Below are 18,322 nucleotides of genomic sequence, written 5' to 3'. Positions count from 1 at the left end.
TGCTCCATTGTCGCGACCACCAAAGGCCGCACATGTTTCAGGCTGCGAGCAGCCCCTTCGATTTCAAGACCGCCAGCGCGCCTTCGGCGAAATGATAGGCTTCCTCGACATGCGGCTGGCCCGACAGGATGAAGTGGTCGAAACCGACGGCGTGGTACTCCTCGATGAGCGACGCCACCTGCTCGTGGCTGCCGACGATCGCGATGCCGGCGCCGCCGCGAACCAGGCCGTAGCCGGCCCACAGATGCGGCGATATTTCGAGATCGCGCACGCTGCGCGCGGTGAGCGCCGCGGTGCCGCTGTCGCTATGCAACGCGTTCATCCGGCGCTGGCCGGCCGATTCCGTGCGCGCCAGGATTGCCTGCGCCTGCGCGATCCGCTCCGGCGTCAGTCTCTCCAGCAGCCTCTCGGCCTCCTCCCAGGCCTGCGCCTCGGTATCGCGACTGATGACATGCAGGCGTATGCCGAAGCTTAGTTTGCGGCCCTGCGCGGCGGCGAGTTCCCGCACATGGCCTATCCGGGCAGCCTCGGTTGCCGGGCTCTCGCCCCAGACCAGATAGGTGTCGACATGGCGCGCGGCGACCGCTTGCGCAGCACCACTTGCGCCACCGAAGAAGATATCGGGAAGCGGCCATTTGCCGAAATCGATCTGGGCGCCTTCGATGTCATAGTGCTTTCCCCTGAAATCGAAGCGCCGGCCCGAACCGGCTGGCAGGACCACGCCGCGCAGGATCTCGAGGAACTCTCCCGTGCGTTCATAGCGCTGGTCGTGGCCGAGATGATCGCCGAAGCGTTTCTGCTCCAGCGGATCGCCTCCGGTGACGACGTTGAGCAGCAGCCGCCCACCCGATATGCGCTGAAGGGTCGCCGCCTGGTGGGCGACCAGCGTCGGCGAGATCAGGCCGGGACGGAAGGCGACGAGGAACTTCAACCGCGTGGTGACCTGCGCCAGTGCTGCCGTGACTATCCAGGCATCCTCGCACCAGGTTCCGGTCGGCGTCAGCACAGCTTCGAAGCCCAACGTCTCCGCGGTCTTGGCGACCAGCGAGAGATAATCGAGGCTCGCTTCCCGAAACCGCGATCGTGACGGGCCGTTGCCGAGAGGGGAATCATCGCCAGAGCCGACGATTTCCCGGCTGTCGCCGTTGGTCGGCAGATACCAGTGGAGATGGATGCCGCTCACTCGGCCGCCTCGACGATGGTACCCCAGTTCGAGCGGTCGCGTGCGGCTGTTCCCGGATGGTCGTCGCGCAGCAGCCGCTGGCCCGCTCCCTGGAAGCGCTCGCGGATCGTGGTGCCGGGCGCGCCACGTTCCCGGATGCGACCCCGCCGCCGCAGCTCCGGGACGACGAATTCGATGAAGTCCTCGAACGTGCCCGGACTGACGACATAGGCCAGGTTGAAGCCGTCGACGCCGGATTCATCGGCGATGCGTTCGAGCTCGTCGGCGATCCTCTGCGGTGAGCCGACCAGCTTGGGATGGATGCCGCCGAGCCCGATATACTCGGCGATCCCGGCCACGGTCCAGCGCCGGTCGGCATCGATCCGCGTCAGATTGGCAAGGGCTGAACGGCCGGCATTTGTCTCGATATATTCGAGCGGGTGGTCGAGTGGGTATTGCGACCAGTCGACGCCGGTCCATGCCGAAAACAGCGCCAGGGCCGCTTCGACACTGGTGTAGGATAGATAGTCCTTGTGCTTGGCCTCAGCCTCTTCGTCCGTGGCTCCGGTGATGACGGTGACCGCGGTGATAAACTTTATCGCATCCGGCGCCCGTCCGAGTTCGACGGCGCGGGCACGGATCGCCTCGACCGAGCGGCGGATGGAGGCCGTGCTGGTGCCGCCGAGGAACACCACCTCGCCGTTGCGAGCAGCGAATTCGCGCCCGCGCGGCGAGGTTCCCGCCTGGAACAGAAGCGGCGTGCGCTGCGGACTGGGCTGCGCGAGATGCGCGCCGGGCACGGAGAAATATTTGCCGAGATGGCCGATCGGATGGACTTTGGAAGGGTCGGTGTAGAGCCCCTTCTCGCGATCGTGCACGACCGCCCCGTCCTCCCAGGATCCCTCCCAGAGCTTGTAGGTGACATCCAGGAATTCCTGCGCCAGATCGTAACGCTCGTCATGGTCGATCTGGCGTTCCAGACCGAGATTCTTCGCCGCCGATTCCAGAACCGAGGTGACGACGTTCCAGGCGATGCGGCCCTTGGTCAGATGATCCAACGTGGTGAACTTGCGGGCCAGGAGATAGGGCTGCTCGTAAGTGGTCGACACGGTGATGCCGAAGCCGAGATGCCTGGTGGCGGCGGCCATTGCCGAGACCAGCAGCAGCGGGTCGTTGACCGGCGACTGGGCTGCGGTGCGCAGCGACGCATCCGGTGTCCCCCGGAAGACATCGAGGTGGCCAAGCGCGTCAGCGAGGAACAGCGCGTCGAAGCCGCCGTCGTCGAGCAGCTTGGCCAGCGAGGTCCAGTATTCGAGGCTGGTGTAGGTGTTGGCGCGGTCGCTCGGATGACGCCAGAGGCCCGCCGACACGTGACCGACCACGGTCATACCGAAGCCGTTGAGGATGAGAGGCTTGACCGCCTTATGGGTGGAACTTACCATGCTTCGGCTCACGAATAGTAGGTTGGCGGCGGCACACGGCCGTTAAGCGCGAAGTCACCGACTTCCAGCACCTTGTAGTGGACGGGATCATGCAGGCTGTGGGTGCGGACGTTGCGCCAGTAGCGGTCGAAGCCGAACGAGCGCGCCGTGGAGCGGGCGCCGGTCAGTTCGAATATGCGCGACGTCACCTCCAGGGCGACCTCGGTCGAATGCACCTTCGACTGGTAGGCGATTGCCGCGGCATGGCCACGCTCTTCCGCGGTGAGATCCCTGCCTCGCTCGAAGGCGCGCTGCACGGCCTCGCCGGCGGCGTCCGCGAGCGCCTGCGCGGACGCCAGCGCGATCGAAAGCCGGCCGAAGCGCTCGACAACCAGCGTGTCCTCGGAGGCTTTCTTTGCCGGCGAGGACAGCCATGGCCTGCCGCGTTGGGTGACGTAATCCCTGGCGTCTTCCAGGGCGGCAAGGGCGGTGCCGAGATAAAGTTCGCCGAAGGCTGCATGAACGATCGGCACATGCAGCGTGGCATGCGGCGGATGAACCGTATCATCAGGCCAATGCCCGACCAGATCGTCGGCGGATGCGGCGACATTTTCGAGCGCCGCACTGCCGCTCACCGTTAGCCTCTGGCCGATATTGTCCCAGTCATTGCCGAAGCTGAGGCCTGACGTGGGGTTGGCGACGATGAACTGGCCGATATGACCGCTGGCATCGGTGCCGGCGATCCGCGTGCTCCCGGCAAAGCGCACCCAGACCTGCAGCGTGTCGGCCACCTGCGCACCACTGGTGAAAGGCTTGGCGCCGTTGAGCACGAAACCGCCGTCCACCTGCCTCGCCTCGACAAGCGGCTCATAGGCGGCCTGCGCGATGCCGGCATGAAACCAGCCCTTGGAGAGAAAGCCTTGAAGCCGTCTTTCGATCAGGGACTTGTTGTCGCCGTCCAATCCGATTGCCGTGCCGAAGAGATGGTAGATGACGATCTGGGCTATCGATGTATCGCCCCTGGCCAGGATGCGGACGATCCTGAGCACTTCGGTCGGCGTCGCGCCACCGCCGCCAAATCGCTTGGGAATATAGATCGTCAGCAGGCCGGCCAGACGCAAAAGGTCTATCTCGGCATGCGGGGCGGCCCCGGCCAGATCGCGCGCTGCAGCTGTTCGCTTGAGTTCGCGCACGACCTCCTCGGCCTTCTCGGCCCAGCCTTGGAAATCGCTGCGCTGTTCATGCTGAACGGTGGCGTGGATGGTCATGATACCAAAGCCTCCGGCTGACGGCCCTGCGAGAAAGCGTGTTGCGCCGCCGGATGATCGGCGGGCGGGCGGCTGTCACGCCCGAAGAGCCTGGAGCGCAGCGAGGGACCGAGATCCTCGCGAATGCGCCCGCGCCGCCGCAACTCGGGAACGACATGGGCGGAGAAATCGATGAAGCTGCCGGGGCTGACCACATGCGTCAAATTGATGCCGTCGGTATCGGTGGCTTCCAGCCATTGCTCGAGCTCGTCCGCAACGGTCTTCGGACCGCCGACAAACGACTTGCCGCGCCCAAAACCGCCCTCCGGGGAAAACGCCTGGCGCAAGGTCCACTGGCGGCCCGACGACGGGTCGTCGAACATGCGCAGCAGGGAGCGGTTGGAATCGGTTTCGGTGTAGCGGATAGGCTGGTCGAGATCGTGCCTGGAAAAATCGATGCCGGTCGTTGCCGAATAATGCACCAGCGCGCCTTCGACATCGTAGTGCGACCTGTAGTCAGCGAGCTTGGCGGCCGCGGCGGCGTCGGTTTCATCCGTGATCACCGAGACCGCGGATATGAACTTGATGCTGCCTGGAGCCCTGCCTTCATCGCGGGCAAGCCGCTTCACCTCAGCGACATTGCGGCGGATGCCATCGACATCGGCACCGGCGACAAAGACCACCTCCGCGTGACGAGCGGCAAAGCGCTGGCCGCGCGGCGAACCGCCCGCCTGGAACAGCACCGGCACCCTCTGCGGACTGGGCTCCGAGAGATGCGGACCCGGAACATTGAAGTAGCGACCGGAATGACCGATCGGATGGACCTTTTCCGGATCGGTATAGAGACCGTCCGGGTTGGCGGCGCTGCCGCGATCACGCACCAGGGCACCGTCTTCCCAGGAACCCTGCCAGAGCTTGTAGGCGACATCCATGAACTCGTCGGCGATCTCGTAGCGCTCGTCATGCGCCACCTGCCTGTCGAGACCGAGATTGCGCGCCGCGCTGTCGAGCTGCGAGGTGACGACGTTCCAGGCGATCCGCCCCTTGGTGAGATGATCGAGCGTGGTGAATTTGCGCGCCAGCAGATATGGCTTTTCGTAGGTCGTCGAAACGGTGACGCCGAAACCCAGCCGGCTTGTCGCGCCGGCAAGCGCTGAGACCAGCAACAGCGGATCGTTGACGGGGGACTGCACGCCCTTTGCCAGCGAGGCGTCGTATCCACCGCCATAGACGTCGAGAAGGCCCAGCGCGTCGGCGATGAACAAGCAATCGAAGCCGCCCTCCTCCAGTGCTTTGGCAAGTTCGATCCAGTAGTCGAGCTCGGCATGTCGATAGGCCTGGTCGGCCGGATGACGCCAAAGGCCGTAGGCGACATGGGAGACGGCATTCATGGTGAAGCCATTGAGAATAATAGGAGATTTTGCCATATGACAACCCAGACAAACGCGCTCAGCACGGGATCGATCTTTGTCTATGGATTTAGTGTAATTCAAAGCATCGCGCGTGGAGATTTTTCCTAAAGATCGCGGTGTTTGTGACAATCCATTACTGGATGGTGTCGAAGCGGCCAGTGTCGAGCCGCATCACCAAGGTTGTCGTCAAGCCATGCGGACAATCCATGCCCAGCTTCGCCGAACTGCGGCAGCGCATGGCTGCCCTGGCGCGATGCGACCCAGGGCGTTTCTCAGCAATGTGGCATATAAGCACCGCGGAAGTGCAAAACCGGCGCGATAGTTTCAGATCCTGCCAGCCGAACTGAGGGGCCCGCTCAAGCCAGCTCGAACCGCTCGATGGCGCGCATGATGCCACGCAGCTCGGCGAGGCCTTTCAGCCGGCCGATCAGCGAATAGCCGGGATTGATCCTGGTCTTGCCGATGTCGTCGGCGAGCAGATGGCCATGGTCGGGCCGCATCGGAATACGCCAGTCGGCACGGCCCTCTCGGCGGCGGCGTGCCTCTTCCTGCATCAGAGCGAGAATCACATTCGCCATGTCCGTGCCGCCCTCGAGATGCTCGGCCTCGTGGAACGAGCCGTCATCCTCGATGGTGATGTTGCGCAGATGGGCGAAATGGATGCGGTCGGCGAATTCCTTGACCATGGCGACGATGTCGTTGTCGGCGCGCGTGCCATAAGAGCCGGTGCAGAACGTCAGGCCGTTGGCGGGGCTGTCGACGGCGTTGAGGATGAAACGCGCATCCTCGGCGGTCGAAACGATGCGTGGCAGGCCATAGAGCGAGAAGGGCGGGTCGTCGGGATGGATACACATGCGCACCCCCTCCTCTTCGGCCACAGGAATGATCTCGCGCAGGAACCAGGCAAGATTGTCGCGCAGCTCCCCTGGCCCGATCGCGTCGTATTCCGCCAGGGCCTCGCGAAAACTGTCCCTGTTATAACTGCGCTCGGTTGCCGGCAGGCCGGCGATCAGATTGCGCTCGATCCTGTCGATCGCCTCGCCGCTCAATTCCTTCAGCCGCGCTTCCGCCTCGGCGATGCGGGCGGGGGTATAGCCGGCCTCGGCATTGACGCGCTTCAGCACAAACAAATCGTAGGCCGCGAAATCGATCGCGTCGAAACGCAGCGCATAACCTGTCGTTGGCAGCCGATAGGCGAGATCCGTGCGCGTCCAGTCGACCACCGGCATGAAATTGTAGCAGACCGTCGCAATGCCGGCCTTGGCGAGCGCGCGGATTGAGTCGCGATAGTAGCCGGCGTAGCGCTCGCGTTCCGGCGTGCCGATCTTGAAGGAGTTGTGGACCGGAATGCTCTCGACCACCGACCATGTCAGGCCGGCGGCCTCGATGACACGCTTGCGCTCCAGAATGCTCTCGAGCGGCCAGGCGCGACCGTCGTAGATATCGTGCAAGGCGCTCACCACGCCGGTCGCACCGGCCTGCCTGACATGATCGAGCGTTACCGGATCGTTCGGTCCATACCAGCGCCAGCACTGTTCCATTGCCGCTTCCTTCTGCGAGAGAACGGCAACCTATTGTTGGACCACAATGGGTGTCAAACTAGGAACGGTTTCGGACAGCGAATGAAGGAGTTTTCCCAATGAAGGATTTCGACGGCAAGGTGGCTTTGGTGACGGGCACGACCGGGATTGGCCTCGCAACCGCCAGACGCCTCGCTGCAGGGGGTGCTGCGATCGTCGCCTGCGGCATCGACCGCGCGGCCAACGCTGCGCTGAAATGGGAACTGGAAAGCTCCGCAGCCGGGGCGCTGGTCATAGGCGCCGACGTCTCCGTGCCCGATCAGGTTCGCGACGCGGTCGCGACTGGCGTCGAGCGGTTCGGCGGCCTCGATATCATCGTCAATTCGGCGGCGGTGCATCCGTACGGAACCGCGACCAGCACCGATTTCGAGACCTGGAACAGGGCGATGTCGGTCAATGTCGGGTCGATCTATCTGACAGCGCATTTCGGCATCCCGGAAATGGTCCGCAGGGGCGGCGGCGCCATCATCAACGTCGCTTCGGTGCAGGGCTTTGCCTGCCAGCAAAACGTCGCCGCCTATGCCACCACCAAGGGCGCCATCCACACGCTGACGCGTGCCCTGGCCCTCGACCATGCGCGCTCCGGCATCCGCGTCAATTCCGTCAGCCCGGGCTCGATCCGCACCCCGATCCTGGAGAAGGCCGCCCGCGGCGAGAACGGCACGGATGCCGATGTCGAGGCCGCCTACAAGCGCTTCGGCGAAGCGCACCCCATCGGGCGCATCGGCGAGCCGGAGGAAGTGGCTGAACTCATCGCTTTCCTGTGTTCGTCGAAGGCCGGCTTCTGCACTGGCGCGGACTACAAGATCGATGGCGGCCTGACCGCCGGCATCGGCGTGAAGTAGATCGCGAAGATTGGGGCTTGTCCGTTACCGGGACCAGCCGGCATCCGACAATTGGTTTGCCGATCTTCTTGCAGATCACTGCCCAGGCAAATCGAACACCGCACGGGCCACGCCGAACACGAAAGGGGGGCGGTGCGATCGATGAAATAATAGGCATTCTTGCCGATTGACAAAAACATCAACAGGCGACCAAGATCATATGACCATCAACGATATTGGTCCCGAGGTTGCCCCTCGGCATTGGCGTAAAGGAGAGCCAGATGCCCCTTCAGCAGAGAGTGACCCATCGTCCGAAACAACGTTCCGCCGCTCCCATCCTTGCCACCGCACTGCTAGGCCTCGGCCTGATCACAGTGCCCGGCATCGGCCACGCCGAAGGGATCACGCTCAAGATCTTCGGCGGCTCGGCGCTCGACGAACTCGCGCCGCGCCAACCGCCGGACGAGCAGAAGAAAATCCAGCAGCAGGTTATCGACGGCTTCCTCAAGGCCAACCCCGACGTCGCCGCGGTCGAGTGGGATGCCCAGGGGCCGCAAACCGATTCCATCCAGCGCGTGATGACCGCAAAACTTGCAAACCAGGAAATGGATCTGATCGCCTGCCCGGCCTTCTACACCAATGGCGCCTATGTCAGGCGAAAACTGGTGATGCCGATTACCGACAAGATCAAGCCGTTCCAGGACAGGATCGACGCCGCCGCACTTGGCGCCTTCACGGTCAACGGCCAAGTCTACGGCGTGCCGATCTCGACGCTGTCGACATCGACGATCTTCTACAATGTCGATCTCTTTCAGAAGCTCGCCATTCCTGTCCCGCCAACCTATGACGACCTGAAGGCAGCCGTGCCGAAGTTCAAGACCGCGGGCGTGATCCCTCTGCTGCATCAGGGCTCTAACACCGTGATGTGGCCGATGTGGTACTTCGAGACCTTTTCGCAGGCCTCGGGCGACCCGGTCGGCAAGACGCAGAAGAACCTCGAGGGCACGGCGAAATTCACCGACGCGCCCGATGTCGAGGGGTTCAAGCTGATCAAGCAATGGGTCGATGATGGCATCCTTTCCAAGGATTCGCTTTCCGTCGACCAGGACGGCATGCGTGCGGCCTTCGCCGCCGGCAAGAGCGCCATGTATTATGGCGGCACCTGGGAAATCCCGTCGCTGCAGTCGAGCGTCAAGGACTTCAAATGGGGCGTCTTCGCCTTTCCGAAAATGGACGGAACGCCGGGCGCGCCTGGCCATGGCGGCGGTGCCGACAACGGCATGTGCGTCGCCTCCTCGATCCCGCCCGAGAAGCTCGATGCCGCGGTCAAGTTCATCGAATATTTGACAAGGCCCGAGGTCGCGACGCTCTACCTCGCGCCGGAACAGCCGATCGCGGCCTCGATCAAGGGCGTGCCGCAGGTCGACGATGCCTATGCCGTCGAACTGCGCAAGCAAGCCTTCCCGAACACGATCAAGTTCCTCGACTGGATCTGGCCCTCGGAGGTCGCGAGCGCCACGTCTTCGGCAATCGCCGGCATCGTCGGTGGCACGACCACGCCCGAAGATGCCGCCGCATCGATCCAGGCCATTTTCGACGACCTCAAGGCCCAGGGCAGTTGGCCGCCCAAATGAGGCCCTGAAGTAGCGCCTGCAAGCGAGCGCACATCCGGTCGGGCTGATGCGCCAGGCAAGAAAAACAGAGGCTGCCTGCTTCGGGCAGCCTCGCCCATCGGAGAGAACACATGACGACACATCGCGCCGAACGGCAGCGCTTCTCGATCGGTTATCATCTGAACAGCTGGGACCTGACCGGCCTTCCGCTACGGCCAGCCATCAAGTTCCTGGCAGACCAGGGCTTCGGCTGGTTCGAGATCCTCGCCTTCACCAGCCTGTCGGACCAATACGCCCGCAAATACATGCAGCTCGGCAACCAGGCGCCGATGGGGGTGACCACCGACACCGACATCTTGCGGCGCTATGCGCTGCTGTCGGAAGGCCAGAGCGAGTATGGCATCAAGCTCTCCTCCTTCTACGTCAATGCGATCTTCACCAACCCCGTCGCCTGGCCCTATGAACGGGATGTGCTCGTCGCGCTGACCAGGATGTTGAAGGGGTTCGGCTCACCGGTGCTGGTTCTCGGCGGCGGTCCATCGGAAGCCGCTGCCGGGGCGCACACGGCCGACGACTACCGCGCCTTTTGCCGGGCGCTCGAGGATATCGGCAGGCGGACAAAGGACCTTGGCATCGAGACGGTCTATCACCCGCACCTCGACACCTTCATCGAGCGCCGCGACCAGCTCGATCGCATGATGGATGAACTGGATACCGATCTGGCCGGCCTGTGCATCGATCCGGCGCATCTTGCGCATACCAATTCCGATCCGGTCGACGCGGTAAAGACCTACATTTCGGCCGTGCGCTACATGCATTTCAAGGACACCAGGGTCGATCCGGCGCTGAAGGGCTATGACCGCTATGGCGCCTTTTGCGAGCTCGGCGCCGGGGTCGTCGATCTCGCTGGCATCGTCGACGTCCTGCTGGATGCAAACTACGATGGGCTCGCCATCATCGAGCTGGATGCGTCCAGGAAAACGGCAGAGCAAAGCACGCTCGAGAGCATCGCCTATGTCAGGGACACGCTCGGGCTGGTGCTGACCCCGCAAGGCGCGAAGGCCGCGTGAGCACGCGACCGCAAAAGGCGGCTCCTGTTTCGAGCCGATCCGGCACCTGGCGTTTCGATGCCGGGGACGGGGCTACGGCCTTCGTCATGATCCTGCCCGCCGCGATCCTCTTCGGTCTTTTCTACCTCTGGCCGTTCGTCAACGGCTTCTGGCTCAGCCTGCACAATTGGGACGGGTTTTCCGACCCGACCTGGGCAGGCTTTTCCAACTACATGCGCCTGGCGCATGATCGCATCTTCCTCGGTGCGCTGCGCAATAATCTGATTTTCGTCGTTGCCGTCGTCGTCCTGAAGAACGTGCTCGGCCTCGGGCTGGCGCTGCTTCTGAACCGGGCGCTGCTCGGCCGCGCCTTCTTTCGCGCCGCCGCCTTCATCCCGGTGACGATGTCCTTCGTCGCCGTCGGCCTGCTCTGGTCCTGGATCTACAATCCCGTCTTCGGCCTGCTCAACAGCGGGCTCGATCTCATTGGCCTCGCCGGGCTGAAACGATCATGGCTCGGCGACGCCGACATCGCGCTCTACTCGATCATCGTCGTCGATGTCTGGAAATGGCTCGGCTTCCATGCCGTCATCTATCTGGCCGGGCTGCAGACGATCCCCTCGGAGCTTTATGAATCGGCGAAGATGGACGGCGCCGGCCCCTTGCAGCGCTTCCGGCACGTCACCGTTCCGATGATGATGCCGATCATCTTCATCAACACCATCCTCGGCCTTTCCGGCGCCTTCGTGCGCAACTTCGACATCGTCTATGTCCTGACCAAGGGTGGTCCGAACCACGCCACCGAAGTGGTGCTCACCTACATGATGAGCAAGGCCTTCCAGGACGGCGCCATGAGCTACGCCGCGGCGATCGGCTATGTGCTGTTCATGATCGTCGGGCTGGCCAGCGTCGGCCTGCTGGCCCTGATGCGGCGGCAAAGGCTCGACGTCTGATGAGAGCAGCCGCCAACCCTCCGCTTCCCCTGGATGATGGCGCCGCCGGCTCTCGCCGTCGCGGGCTCATGCAGCGCCTCGGCATGCGCGGCATCCTCGAACTTGGCGGCATCTATGCCGCGCTCATTCTCGTGCTCTTCGAGACCCTTTATCCGCTGCTTTGGGTGCTGTTCGGTTCGCTCAAGACCAAACAGGAAATGCTCAGCAATGTCTGGGGTCCGCCATCGAGCCTGGTGCTGCAGAACTATGCCGATGCCTGGCGGATCGCCGGCATGGGATCGCGCATCGTCAACAGCATCTTCGTCACCGGCTCGGCATTGATCATCCTGGTGGCCGTCGCGACGCCGTGCGCCTATGCGGTGGCGCGTCTTCGTTTCCCCGGACGCGGTCTTGTGGTCGCAGTCGCAGTTGCGGCCATGCTGGTGCCGCCGCAGGTGATGGCCATTCCGCTGTTCCTGGTGGCGCGCGATCTCGGCCTGATAAACAGCCGGCTCGGCATTGCCTTCATCTATGCCGCGACGTCGCTGCCGCTTTCGGTCTTCATCCTGCGCAGCTTCTTCATCACATTGCCGGCCGACCTCGAAGATGCCGCTCGCATCGATGGCGCCAGCCGGCTCGAGATCCTGATCCACATCATGCTGCCCCTGGTGCGGCCGGGCGTGGCGCTGATCCTCATCTTCGGCTTCATCGAGATCTGGAACGATTTCTTCCTGGCCTTCCTGCTGTTGCGCGACCCTTTAGTGCAGACCATTCCGCTTGGACTGGTCAGCTTCTTCCAGCAATACGACTCGCTCTGGACGCTCTATTTCGCCGCGTTGACGATCACGACACTGCCGGTGATCGTCGTCTTTGTCGCCATGCAACGGCAGTTCATCGCCGGCCTGACAGCCGGCGCCGTGAAGGGTTGACATGCAGGATCGCGTCATTGGCGTTGGCGTCATCGGCTGCGGCGAGATCGCCCAGTTGATGCACTTGCCTTATCTCATGGAATTGCCGGCGTTTCGCATCGCCGCCTTGTGCGACATCTCTCCCGGCACGGTCGACAAGGTGGCGGAACATTATGGCGTCACTGCCAGATATACCGACCATCGCGCGCTGCTTGCCGACCCGAATGTCGATGCGGTCGTGATCTGCACCTACGATCATGGCGAGATGGTCGCCGATGCAATCCGAGCCGGCAAGCACCTGATCGTCGAGAAGCCGCTTGCCTTCACGCCGCAGGAGGCGCGCCCGCTGGTCGAGCAGGCCGAGCGGAGCGGCCTCGTCGCCCTTGTCGGCTACATGAAATTCTATGATCCCGGCTATGAGATCGGGCTGGAGCGCATCGCCGCCATCGGCCGGCCGAAGTCGATCCATGTCCACGATTTCGCGGGCCGCTTCGACCGTTATGGCCAACTCTACACGCAGACCAGGGTCACCGACGTGCCGGCCGATGTGTTAGCGGCGGGACGCGAAACGGTCGCTCGGCGCATCGAGGCGGCGCTCGGTGTGGACCATGCCGGCTATCGCGATCTCTATCTTGTACTGCTCAGCCTCGCCAGCCACGACCTTGCCGTCATGCGCGGCGCTTTCGGCACGCCGGACCGCGTCGTGCATGCACAGCAGACCGGTCCCAACCAGCTGCTGGCCGTGCTCGATTATGGCGGCGTCCCTTGCCTCTTCGACATGGCACTTGCCCAGTATGAATGGTGGGACGAGTGGATCCACGTGCATGGTGAGCGCGACGAGGTGCGGATCGAATTCCAGAACCCCTATTTCCGCAATGCCTCGGCGACCGTCCGGCTGCGCGAAACCACAGGCGAAGCTGCATCCGAACGCGCTCTGCCTGGCGTTCCGGATACGTCGTTCCGCCGCGAATGGCTGCATTTCGCCGATTGCGTCCATGGCGGCGCGAAGCCGCGCACGCCGCTTTCGGGCGGGCTCGCCGATCTCGATCTTGCCGTTCGGATCATCCAGGCAATGCCGCCGAAAAGACTTTAGCGAAATTTCGGAAACGCGCCGCCAGCCGGCGCGTTGGCCCAGCTCTGCAAGGTCTGGCCGCCGTCGATCAGCCAATCCACGCCTGTGACGTGCCTCGCCTCGTCGGAGGCCAGGAAAGCCACGGCGGCCGCGACATCGTCCGGCTGGCCGATGCGGCGCAACGGAATGCGGTCGGCGAAATGCTGGACGCTGCTCTTGAATTCGCCGTCGCCGGAAACCGGTACGCCAAGCGTCGTCTCGATCACGCCGGGGCAGATGGCGTTGACGCGTATGCCGTAAGGCGCGGCATCGAGCGCTGCGACCCGCGTCAGGCCGACCACCCCGTGTTTGGAAGCGACATAGCCGGCACCACCCAAAAGGACGTCCCAACCGGCCATGGACGAGCCCATGTTGACGATCGAGCCACCGGTCCCGGCCTCGATCATCGCCCGAAGCGACGCCTGCAGCACGAGGAAGATGCCGCGCAGATTGATGCGGATGGTCGTATCCCAGTCCTCGACCGGCAGGTCGTGAACGGGAGCGACGACGCCGGAAATGCCGGCATTGTTGAACACCACGTCGAGGCCGCCGAACGTCTCGACGATCGTTGCGACGGCGCGCCGCACATCCGCTTCATCGGTGACGTCAGCCTCGATCGCCAGGGCGTCGTCGCCGAGGGAGCTGGCCAATTGCCGCGCCGCCGCGTCATTGCGGTCGACAATGGCGACCCGCGCGCCTTCGTCAAGGAAACGCCGCACCGCTGCGCTGCCGATCGCGCCGGCGCCGCCGGTGACGAGGACCTTTTTCTGGTCGAACCGTTTCATCCCAGGGTCTCCGGCTTTGGATAGGAACGCCATGAATACTGTGGTTCGAAGCCGATCGTTTCGCGCGCATGGATCGTGTCCAGAACGGCGCCGAAGCCGGCGATCGGCCGCGACAGAGCGACATCAGGATAGACCCGGCGCACGAGCGCTTCGGTCTCCTCTTCCATGAATGTGTCGGCGGCGCTCAGGAGGACGCGCAGATGGCCGTCGCCTTGCCATTCAAGCGCCCGCAGGAAGCCCTGCCCGGCGTCGCGCGCATCCAGATAGGCCCACAGGTCGCGGGCACTGTCGGCAGTGGCGCGGCGCGGCCCTACGCCGTCGAAAAAAGAACCCAGCGTCTGGATCCACGGCATGCGGATACTGACCGCCGAGAAGGCCCCCCGGCGCACCGCCGCGTCGACGATTTCCTCGCCCAGCCATTTCGACAGGCCGTACGGGTCCTGCGCGCCGACCGGATGGTTCAAGTCGACCGGCAGATAGGGCGGCCGCACAGGTTTCTCGAAAAAGGGATAGCCGAAAACGCTGAAGGACGAGGCATAGACGAAGCGCCTGGCGCCGGCCATGGCAGCTGCCTCGACCACATTGTAGGCGGTCGCGATGTTGGTCTTGAACACCTCGCCGCCGGCCCGGCCGGTCGGCCGCGGAATGGCCGCGACATGCACAACGGCATCGCAATCGCGCACCAGCTGCAGTGTCGATCCCAGATCGGTCAAATCGGCGGTTGCGTGGCGCCATGCGACCTCACCCGGCACCACGGCATCGACACCAAGCACATCGTGGCCGGCCGCAACCAGAGCCTCGGCCACATGGCGGCCAAGCAGGCCGCTGGCTCCGGTGACGATGGTTTTCATATCTCGGCCTCGGCTCCGCAATTAAGCGGCTTGAATATTGTTGATGGTCACACAAATCGAGCACATGCCTGACAAGCGTTGTCAAGGCCATTTCGCGATGGACAAATAGCGCATACGCTTGTCGGAGCGCGGTGCGCAAGGCCGACCAGCACGCTTTGCGTCGAACGGGATTGACTTGGCATCCGCTAGGGTTTTTTGTATGAGCATCAACGATCGGTCAAAGGAGCTCGCCATGTCCGTGGACAGTTTTTCCTCACATCGGCACGATGACGCGGTGCGCCTCGATCCACGCCGTGCGGCCGTTGTCGTCATCGATATGGTCAATGAGTTCTGCAAGCCCGGCGGGGCCATGGTCCTGCCTGGGTACGAGACGCTGGTAGCGCCGCAACTGGCCGTGATCGAAGCCGCGCGCGCCGCCGGCGTGCCGGTGATCTGGGTCCATGACAGCCACCGGCCGGGCATGCGCCGCGAGCGCGAATGGCTGAAGCGCACACCGCATTGCCTGGATGGAAGCTGGGGGCCGGAGATCATCGAGGATCTCGGCGCCCGCGACGATGAGATCCATGTGATCAAGCGGCGCTACTCGGCCTTCTTTCAAACCGACCTCGACCTGACGCTGAAAGACATGCAGACCGATCAGTTGATCATCTTCGGCGTGGTCACCAACATCTGTGTGCGCTCGACCGTCCATGATGCCTTTTTCGAGGGCTATGAGGTGGTGGTGCCAAGCGATTGCTGCGCGGCGACGGGACCACGCGAGCAGGAAAGCTCGCTCTACGACATAGCGACCCATTTCGGCGTGGTCAGCGATTCGGCTGATGTCGTCGCAGCCCTCCGCGACGGGACGTCGCTTCAACCAGCGGAGGTCGCGGCTTGAGCTTTTTCCGAACCGGCGACATCCAAGACAGCGGCGATAGGAGTCCGGTGTGACGACTGAATCCGAAAAAGACGCGACGCCGAAAACGCCGAGCGGCGATGCACCCCCGAGCCGCGAGCAGGTGCTGCAGCAATACGCCGGGACCGGCTATGAACTGGACCGCCACCCGGCGCACGTCATCCGCCGGGCGCATCAGCGCGCGACACTGCGCTTCCAGCAGGTCATGGCCGGCGAAGACCTTTCGCCAACGCAATTCGCGGCGCTCGCCACGATCCTCAAGCATGGCGAAGTCTCGCAGAACCATCTCGGCCGGCTGACGGCGATGGACCCATCGACCATAAGCATCGTCATGCGCAAACTGCTCAAACACGGGCTGATCACGCGCAGCGCCTCCGAAACCGACCAACGCCTGACGATGATCGCGCTGACCGGCAAAGGGACCGACTATACGCTGGAGCGGCTCGAACGCAGCGTCGAGGTCGGGCGGCGGTTCCTGTCGCCGCTCTCACCGGCCGAGCAGGCGACGCTGCTTCGCCTGCTCCAGCGCATCAACGACGACGACCCAACGAATGGCGACAGCGGCAAATAAGCCGCGTCCAGTCCTTTTTTCCATAACAGCAAAAGTGAGAACCGATGTCGTCCGACCTCCAGTCGTCTGCCAACACGCTCGTCGTCCGCAATATCGGTCTCATGCTGAGTGGCGATCTCGCACAACCGATCATCGACGCCGACACCATCGTCGTGAGCGATGGACGCATCACCAGCATTGGCAAGGCAGGCGACATTGATGGCGGCAGCGCGGCGACGATCATCGATGCGATGGGCTGTGCGGTCTCGCCGGGTCTTATCGATAACCACGCCCATCCGGTGGCCGGCGACTGGACGCCTCGGCAGAACCAGATCGGCTGGATGGATTCGACTGTGCATGGCGGCGTCACCACCATGATCTCGGCGGGTGAAGTCCACACGCCGGGCCGACCGCGCGACCTTGTCGGGCTGAAGGCGCTGGCGATCGCTGCCCAACGCACCTTCTCCAACTTCCGTCCGAACGGCATGAAGATCCTGGCCGGGGCACCGATCCTGGAACCCGGCCTTACCGAGGAAGACTTCCGCAGTCTCGCCGAGGCCGGCGTGACGCTTGTCGGCGAGGTCGGACTTGGCGGCGTCAAGGACGGGCCGACCGGCCGGCAGATGATCGCCTGGGCGCGCAAATACGGCATGACCTCGATGACCCACACGGGCGGTCCATCCCTGCCCGGCTCCGGCCGCATCGGCGCGGATGTCGTGCTGGAGGTCGACGCCGACATCGTCGCGCACGTCAATGGCGGGCCAACCGCCCTGCCCGACGCGGAAATACGGCAGATCTGCGAGAAGGGCTCGAGGGCGCTTGAAATCGTCCATAACGGCAATTTGCGCACCGGACTGTTCGTGCTCGACCTGGCAAGGCAGCGCGGCGAACTTTCGCGCGTCATCCTCGGCACCGACAGCCCGGCCGGATCCGGCGTGCAGCCGCTCGGCATCCTGCGAACCCTGACCATGCTGGCTTCGCTGGGTGGTATCGCGCCGGAAGTGGCGTTCTGTCTTGCCAGCGGCAACACGGCGCGTGTGCGCGGACTGGATGATCGCGGTTTGATCGAGGTCGGTCGCGCCGCCGACCTGATCTTCATGTATCAGGCGATCGGCGGCGCCGGCGACGGGCTGCTCGACAGCGTGGCGCTGGGCAATCTTCCAGGCATTGGAATGGTCGTCATCGACGGCGTGGTGCGGACCGGCCGGAGCCGCAACACCCCGCCGGCGATGCGGGTGCCGGAAGTCCTGGCGGCCTGACGGTCAGCCGACGCCGTCAATCCCGACAATCTTGTCCTTGGTCAGCCCGCCGACGCGCGGGTGCGGCCTGCCGGAATCGGTCACGGCGATAGCGACGACGATCTCGTCGGCACGCGGTGCGTCGGGCACGCGAACCTCCATGCCGTCGAAATGGCTGCGCACCCGCGCCGCATCCTTGTGACCGAGCGGAATATCGAGTGGCACGCCAAGGCCGCCGCGCTTCTTCGATGAAGGAATGAGCGCGGCGCCCTTGCCGAGCACGTCGCGGAACGGGGCACCGAGCTTTGGATGAAGGATGGCGGCGGCATGTTCGAGCTCGCCATCGGCGCCGACGGCGGCGGCCTTGCCGAAGCTCTCGACCCGGTCGCCGGCGATGCCCAGAGCAGCGACGGCGCGCTTGGGCAAGATATCGCCCAAGGCTTCGCCTATGGCGCTCAGTGCCGACAGGTCCTCGATGTAGGTACCCGCATAGGGGTTGCGGATCACCGCGATGGCTGCGGCACGCCGCGTCGGCGGATCGACGGGTCGCCCGCCTTCGATCCGGGTTTCCTCGACGATGGTGATGATACGGCGGATTTCCGGGTTCATCGCAAGCCGTCCTCGCCCTTGATGTCGGGGGCGGCCAGGGCCCCCCCCCCGGGATGAAAGCCGGGGCCCGGGGGGATAGGCCGCGGGTACGCCCCGAGGGTTAATAAAAAAAACCCGCCCCCCCCACCGGCACCA

At 63.9% G+C, this 18,322-nt stretch carries 17 protein-coding genes; 9 read left to right on the top strand and 8 right to left on the bottom strand.

Going from position 1 to position 18,322, the window contains the following annotated elements; translation table 11 throughout:
• Nucleotides 1–37: 37 nt before the first annotated feature.
• The 5 genes from NKI21_RS14520 to uxuA form a co-directional block, all read right to left on the bottom strand.
• Nucleotides 38–1,183, bottom strand: a complete 1,146-nt coding sequence (locus tag NKI21_RS14520; RefSeq protein WP_352866064.1) for an LLM class flavin-dependent oxidoreductase — start codon at nucleotides 1,181–1,183, stop codon at nucleotides 38–40.
• Nucleotides 1,180–2,604 carry an LLM class flavin-dependent oxidoreductase gene (locus NKI21_RS14515; protein WP_352440735.1) on the bottom strand — a complete coding sequence of 475 codons (1,425 nt, stop codon included), beginning with the start codon at nucleotides 2,602–2,604 and terminating at the stop codon, nucleotides 1,180–1,182. Before NKI21_RS14515 ends, NKI21_RS14520 begins: the two co-directional genes overlap by 4 nt.
• Nucleotides 2,605–2,612: 8 nt before the next feature.
• Entirely contained in the window at nucleotides 2,613–3,851 is a 1,239-nt protein-coding gene (locus NKI21_RS14510; protein ID WP_352440736.1) for an acyl-CoA dehydrogenase family protein, read from the bottom strand.
• The gene (locus NKI21_RS14505; protein ID WP_128302611.1) at nucleotides 3,848–5,257 is read right to left on the bottom strand and encodes an LLM class flavin-dependent oxidoreductase; all 1,410 of its coding nucleotides are present in this window, start codon (nucleotides 5,255–5,257) and stop codon (nucleotides 3,848–3,850) included. Before NKI21_RS14505 ends, NKI21_RS14510 begins: the two co-directional genes overlap by 4 nt.
• A gap of 341 nt (nucleotides 5,258–5,598) precedes the next feature.
• On the bottom strand, nucleotides 5,599–6,783 hold the full coding sequence (gene uxuA, locus NKI21_RS14500) for a mannonate dehydratase (RefSeq protein ID WP_128302612.1): 1,185 nt from the start codon (nucleotides 6,781–6,783) through the stop codon (nucleotides 5,599–5,601).
• A gap of 98 nt (nucleotides 6,784–6,881) precedes the next feature.
• On the opposite strand from uxuA, the gene NKI21_RS14495 reads away from it, so the two are divergent.
• From NKI21_RS14495 to NKI21_RS14470, 6 genes are all read left to right on the top strand, one after another.
• Nucleotides 6,882–7,667, top strand: a complete 786-nt coding sequence (locus NKI21_RS14495; RefSeq protein WP_128302613.1) for an SDR family NAD(P)-dependent oxidoreductase — start codon at nucleotides 6,882–6,884, stop codon at nucleotides 7,665–7,667.
• A 260-nt stretch (nucleotides 7,668–7,927) separates the two neighbouring features.
• The gene (locus tag NKI21_RS14490) at nucleotides 7,928–9,280 is read left to right on the top strand and encodes an ABC transporter substrate-binding protein (protein ID WP_352440738.1); all 1,353 of its coding nucleotides are present in this window, start codon (nucleotides 7,928–7,930) and stop codon (nucleotides 9,278–9,280) included.
• Between the two features lie 110 nt (nucleotides 9,281–9,390).
• On the top strand, nucleotides 9,391–10,329 hold the full coding sequence (locus NKI21_RS14485) for a sugar phosphate isomerase/epimerase family protein (protein ID WP_352440739.1): 939 nt from the start codon (nucleotides 9,391–9,393) through the stop codon (nucleotides 10,327–10,329).
• Complete coding sequence (locus tag NKI21_RS14480) at nucleotides 10,326–11,261, top strand: carbohydrate ABC transporter permease (protein WP_352440740.1); 936 nt, start codon at nucleotides 10,326–10,328, stop codon at nucleotides 11,259–11,261. Before NKI21_RS14485 ends, NKI21_RS14480 begins: the two co-directional genes overlap by 4 nt.
• Nucleotides 11,261–12,169: a carbohydrate ABC transporter permease gene (locus NKI21_RS14475; RefSeq protein ID WP_352440741.1), complete on the top strand. Its 909-nt coding sequence runs from the start codon at nucleotides 11,261–11,263 to the stop codon at nucleotides 12,167–12,169. The genes NKI21_RS14480 and NKI21_RS14475 overlap by 1 nt, the downstream gene beginning before the upstream one ends.
• Before the next feature lies 1 nt (nucleotide 12,170).
• Complete coding sequence (locus tag NKI21_RS14470) at nucleotides 12,171–13,241, top strand: Gfo/Idh/MocA family oxidoreductase (protein ID WP_352440742.1); 1,071 nt, start codon at nucleotides 12,171–12,173, stop codon at nucleotides 13,239–13,241.
• On the opposite strand, the gene NKI21_RS14465 is transcribed toward NKI21_RS14470, so the two are convergent.
• Together NKI21_RS14465 and NKI21_RS14460 are read right to left on the bottom strand one after the other, a co-directional pair.
• Nucleotides 13,238–14,044: an SDR family NAD(P)-dependent oxidoreductase gene (locus tag NKI21_RS14465; protein ID WP_352440743.1), complete on the bottom strand. Its 807-nt coding sequence runs from the start codon at nucleotides 14,042–14,044 to the stop codon at nucleotides 13,238–13,240. The two genes, NKI21_RS14470 and NKI21_RS14465, sit on opposite strands and share 4 nt — an antisense overlap.
• A complete protein-coding gene (locus tag NKI21_RS14460) occupies nucleotides 14,041–14,895 on the bottom strand; it encodes an NAD-dependent epimerase/dehydratase family protein (protein WP_352440744.1) in 855 nt (284 codons plus the stop codon). Before NKI21_RS14460 ends, NKI21_RS14465 begins: the two co-directional genes overlap by 4 nt.
• Nucleotides 14,896–15,127: 232 nt before the next feature.
• Between NKI21_RS14460 and NKI21_RS14455 the strand changes: the two genes are divergently transcribed.
• From NKI21_RS14455 to NKI21_RS14445, 3 genes are read left to right on the top strand one after another with little or no spacing between them, the layout of a single operon-like run.
• A complete protein-coding gene (locus NKI21_RS14455) occupies nucleotides 15,128–15,772 on the top strand; it encodes a cysteine hydrolase family protein (protein ID WP_127319596.1) in 645 nt (214 codons plus the stop codon).
• Between the two features lie 49 nt (nucleotides 15,773–15,821).
• The gene (locus NKI21_RS14450) at nucleotides 15,822–16,361 is read left to right on the top strand and encodes a MarR family winged helix-turn-helix transcriptional regulator (protein WP_352440745.1); all 540 of its coding nucleotides are present in this window, start codon (nucleotides 15,822–15,824) and stop codon (nucleotides 16,359–16,361) included.
• Between the two features lie 44 nt (nucleotides 16,362–16,405).
• Nucleotides 16,406–17,599 (top strand): amidohydrolase family protein, encoded by a 1,194-nt coding sequence (locus NKI21_RS14445; protein ID WP_352866057.1) that lies wholly within the window; start codon nucleotides 16,406–16,408, stop codon nucleotides 17,597–17,599.
• Between the two features lie 3 nt (nucleotides 17,600–17,602).
• Here NKI21_RS14445 and NKI21_RS14440 read toward each other — a convergent pair whose 3' ends face one another.
• Nucleotides 17,603–18,187, bottom strand: a complete 585-nt coding sequence (locus NKI21_RS14440) for an amino acid synthesis family protein (RefSeq protein WP_352440747.1) — start codon at nucleotides 18,185–18,187, stop codon at nucleotides 17,603–17,605.
• Nucleotides 18,188–18,322 lie beyond the last annotated feature (135 nt).

Source organism: Mesorhizobium sp. M0715 (genome assembly GCF_040320355.1).
Lineage (GTDB): Bacteria > Pseudomonadota > Alphaproteobacteria > Rhizobiales > Rhizobiaceae > Mesorhizobium.
The sequence above is the reverse complement of the archived record's forward strand: the minus strand, read 5'-3'. Positions and strand labels throughout refer to the sequence as shown.

Coding starts and splice junctions, on each gene's coding strand:
- NKI21_RS14440 (WP_352440747.1), bottom strand. CDS start 18,187: ATGAACCCGGAAATCCGCCGTATCATCACCATCGTCGAGGAAACCCGG.
- NKI21_RS14485 (WP_352440739.1), top strand. CDS start 9,391: ATGACGACACATCGCGCCGAACGGCAGCGCTTCTCGATCGGTTATCAT.
- NKI21_RS14460 (WP_352440744.1), bottom strand. CDS start 14,895: ATGAAAACCATCGTCACCGGAGCCAGCGGCCTGCTTGGCCGCCATGTG.
- NKI21_RS14455 (WP_127319596.1), top strand. CDS start 15,128: ATGTCCGTGGACAGTTTTTCCTCACATCGGCACGATGACGCGGTGCGC.
- NKI21_RS14470 (WP_352440742.1), top strand. CDS start 12,171: ATGCAGGATCGCGTCATTGGCGTTGGCGTCATCGGCTGCGGCGAGATC.
- NKI21_RS14515 (WP_352440735.1), bottom strand. CDS start 2,604: ATGGTAAGTTCCACCCATAAGGCGGTCAAGCCTCTCATCCTCAACGGC.
- NKI21_RS14490 (WP_352440738.1), top strand. CDS start 7,928: ATGCCCCTTCAGCAGAGAGTGACCCATCGTCCGAAACAACGTTCCGCC.
- NKI21_RS14495 (WP_128302613.1), top strand. CDS start 6,882: ATGAAGGATTTCGACGGCAAGGTGGCTTTGGTGACGGGCACGACCGGG.
- NKI21_RS14445 (WP_352866057.1), top strand. CDS start 16,406: ATGTCGTCCGACCTCCAGTCGTCTGCCAACACGCTCGTCGTCCGCAAT.
- uxuA (WP_128302612.1), bottom strand. CDS start 6,783: ATGGAACAGTGCTGGCGCTGGTATGGACCGAACGATCCGGTAACGCTC.
- NKI21_RS14465 (WP_352440743.1), bottom strand. CDS start 14,044: ATGAAACGGTTCGACCAGAAAAAGGTCCTCGTCACCGGCGGCGCCGGC.
- NKI21_RS14475 (WP_352440741.1), top strand. CDS start 11,261: ATGAGAGCAGCCGCCAACCCTCCGCTTCCCCTGGATGATGGCGCCGCC.
- NKI21_RS14510 (WP_352440736.1), bottom strand. CDS start 3,851: ATGACCATCCACGCCACCGTTCAGCATGAACAGCGCAGCGATTTCCAA.
- NKI21_RS14505 (WP_128302611.1), bottom strand. CDS start 5,257: ATGGCAAAATCTCCTATTATTCTCAATGGCTTCACCATGAATGCCGTC.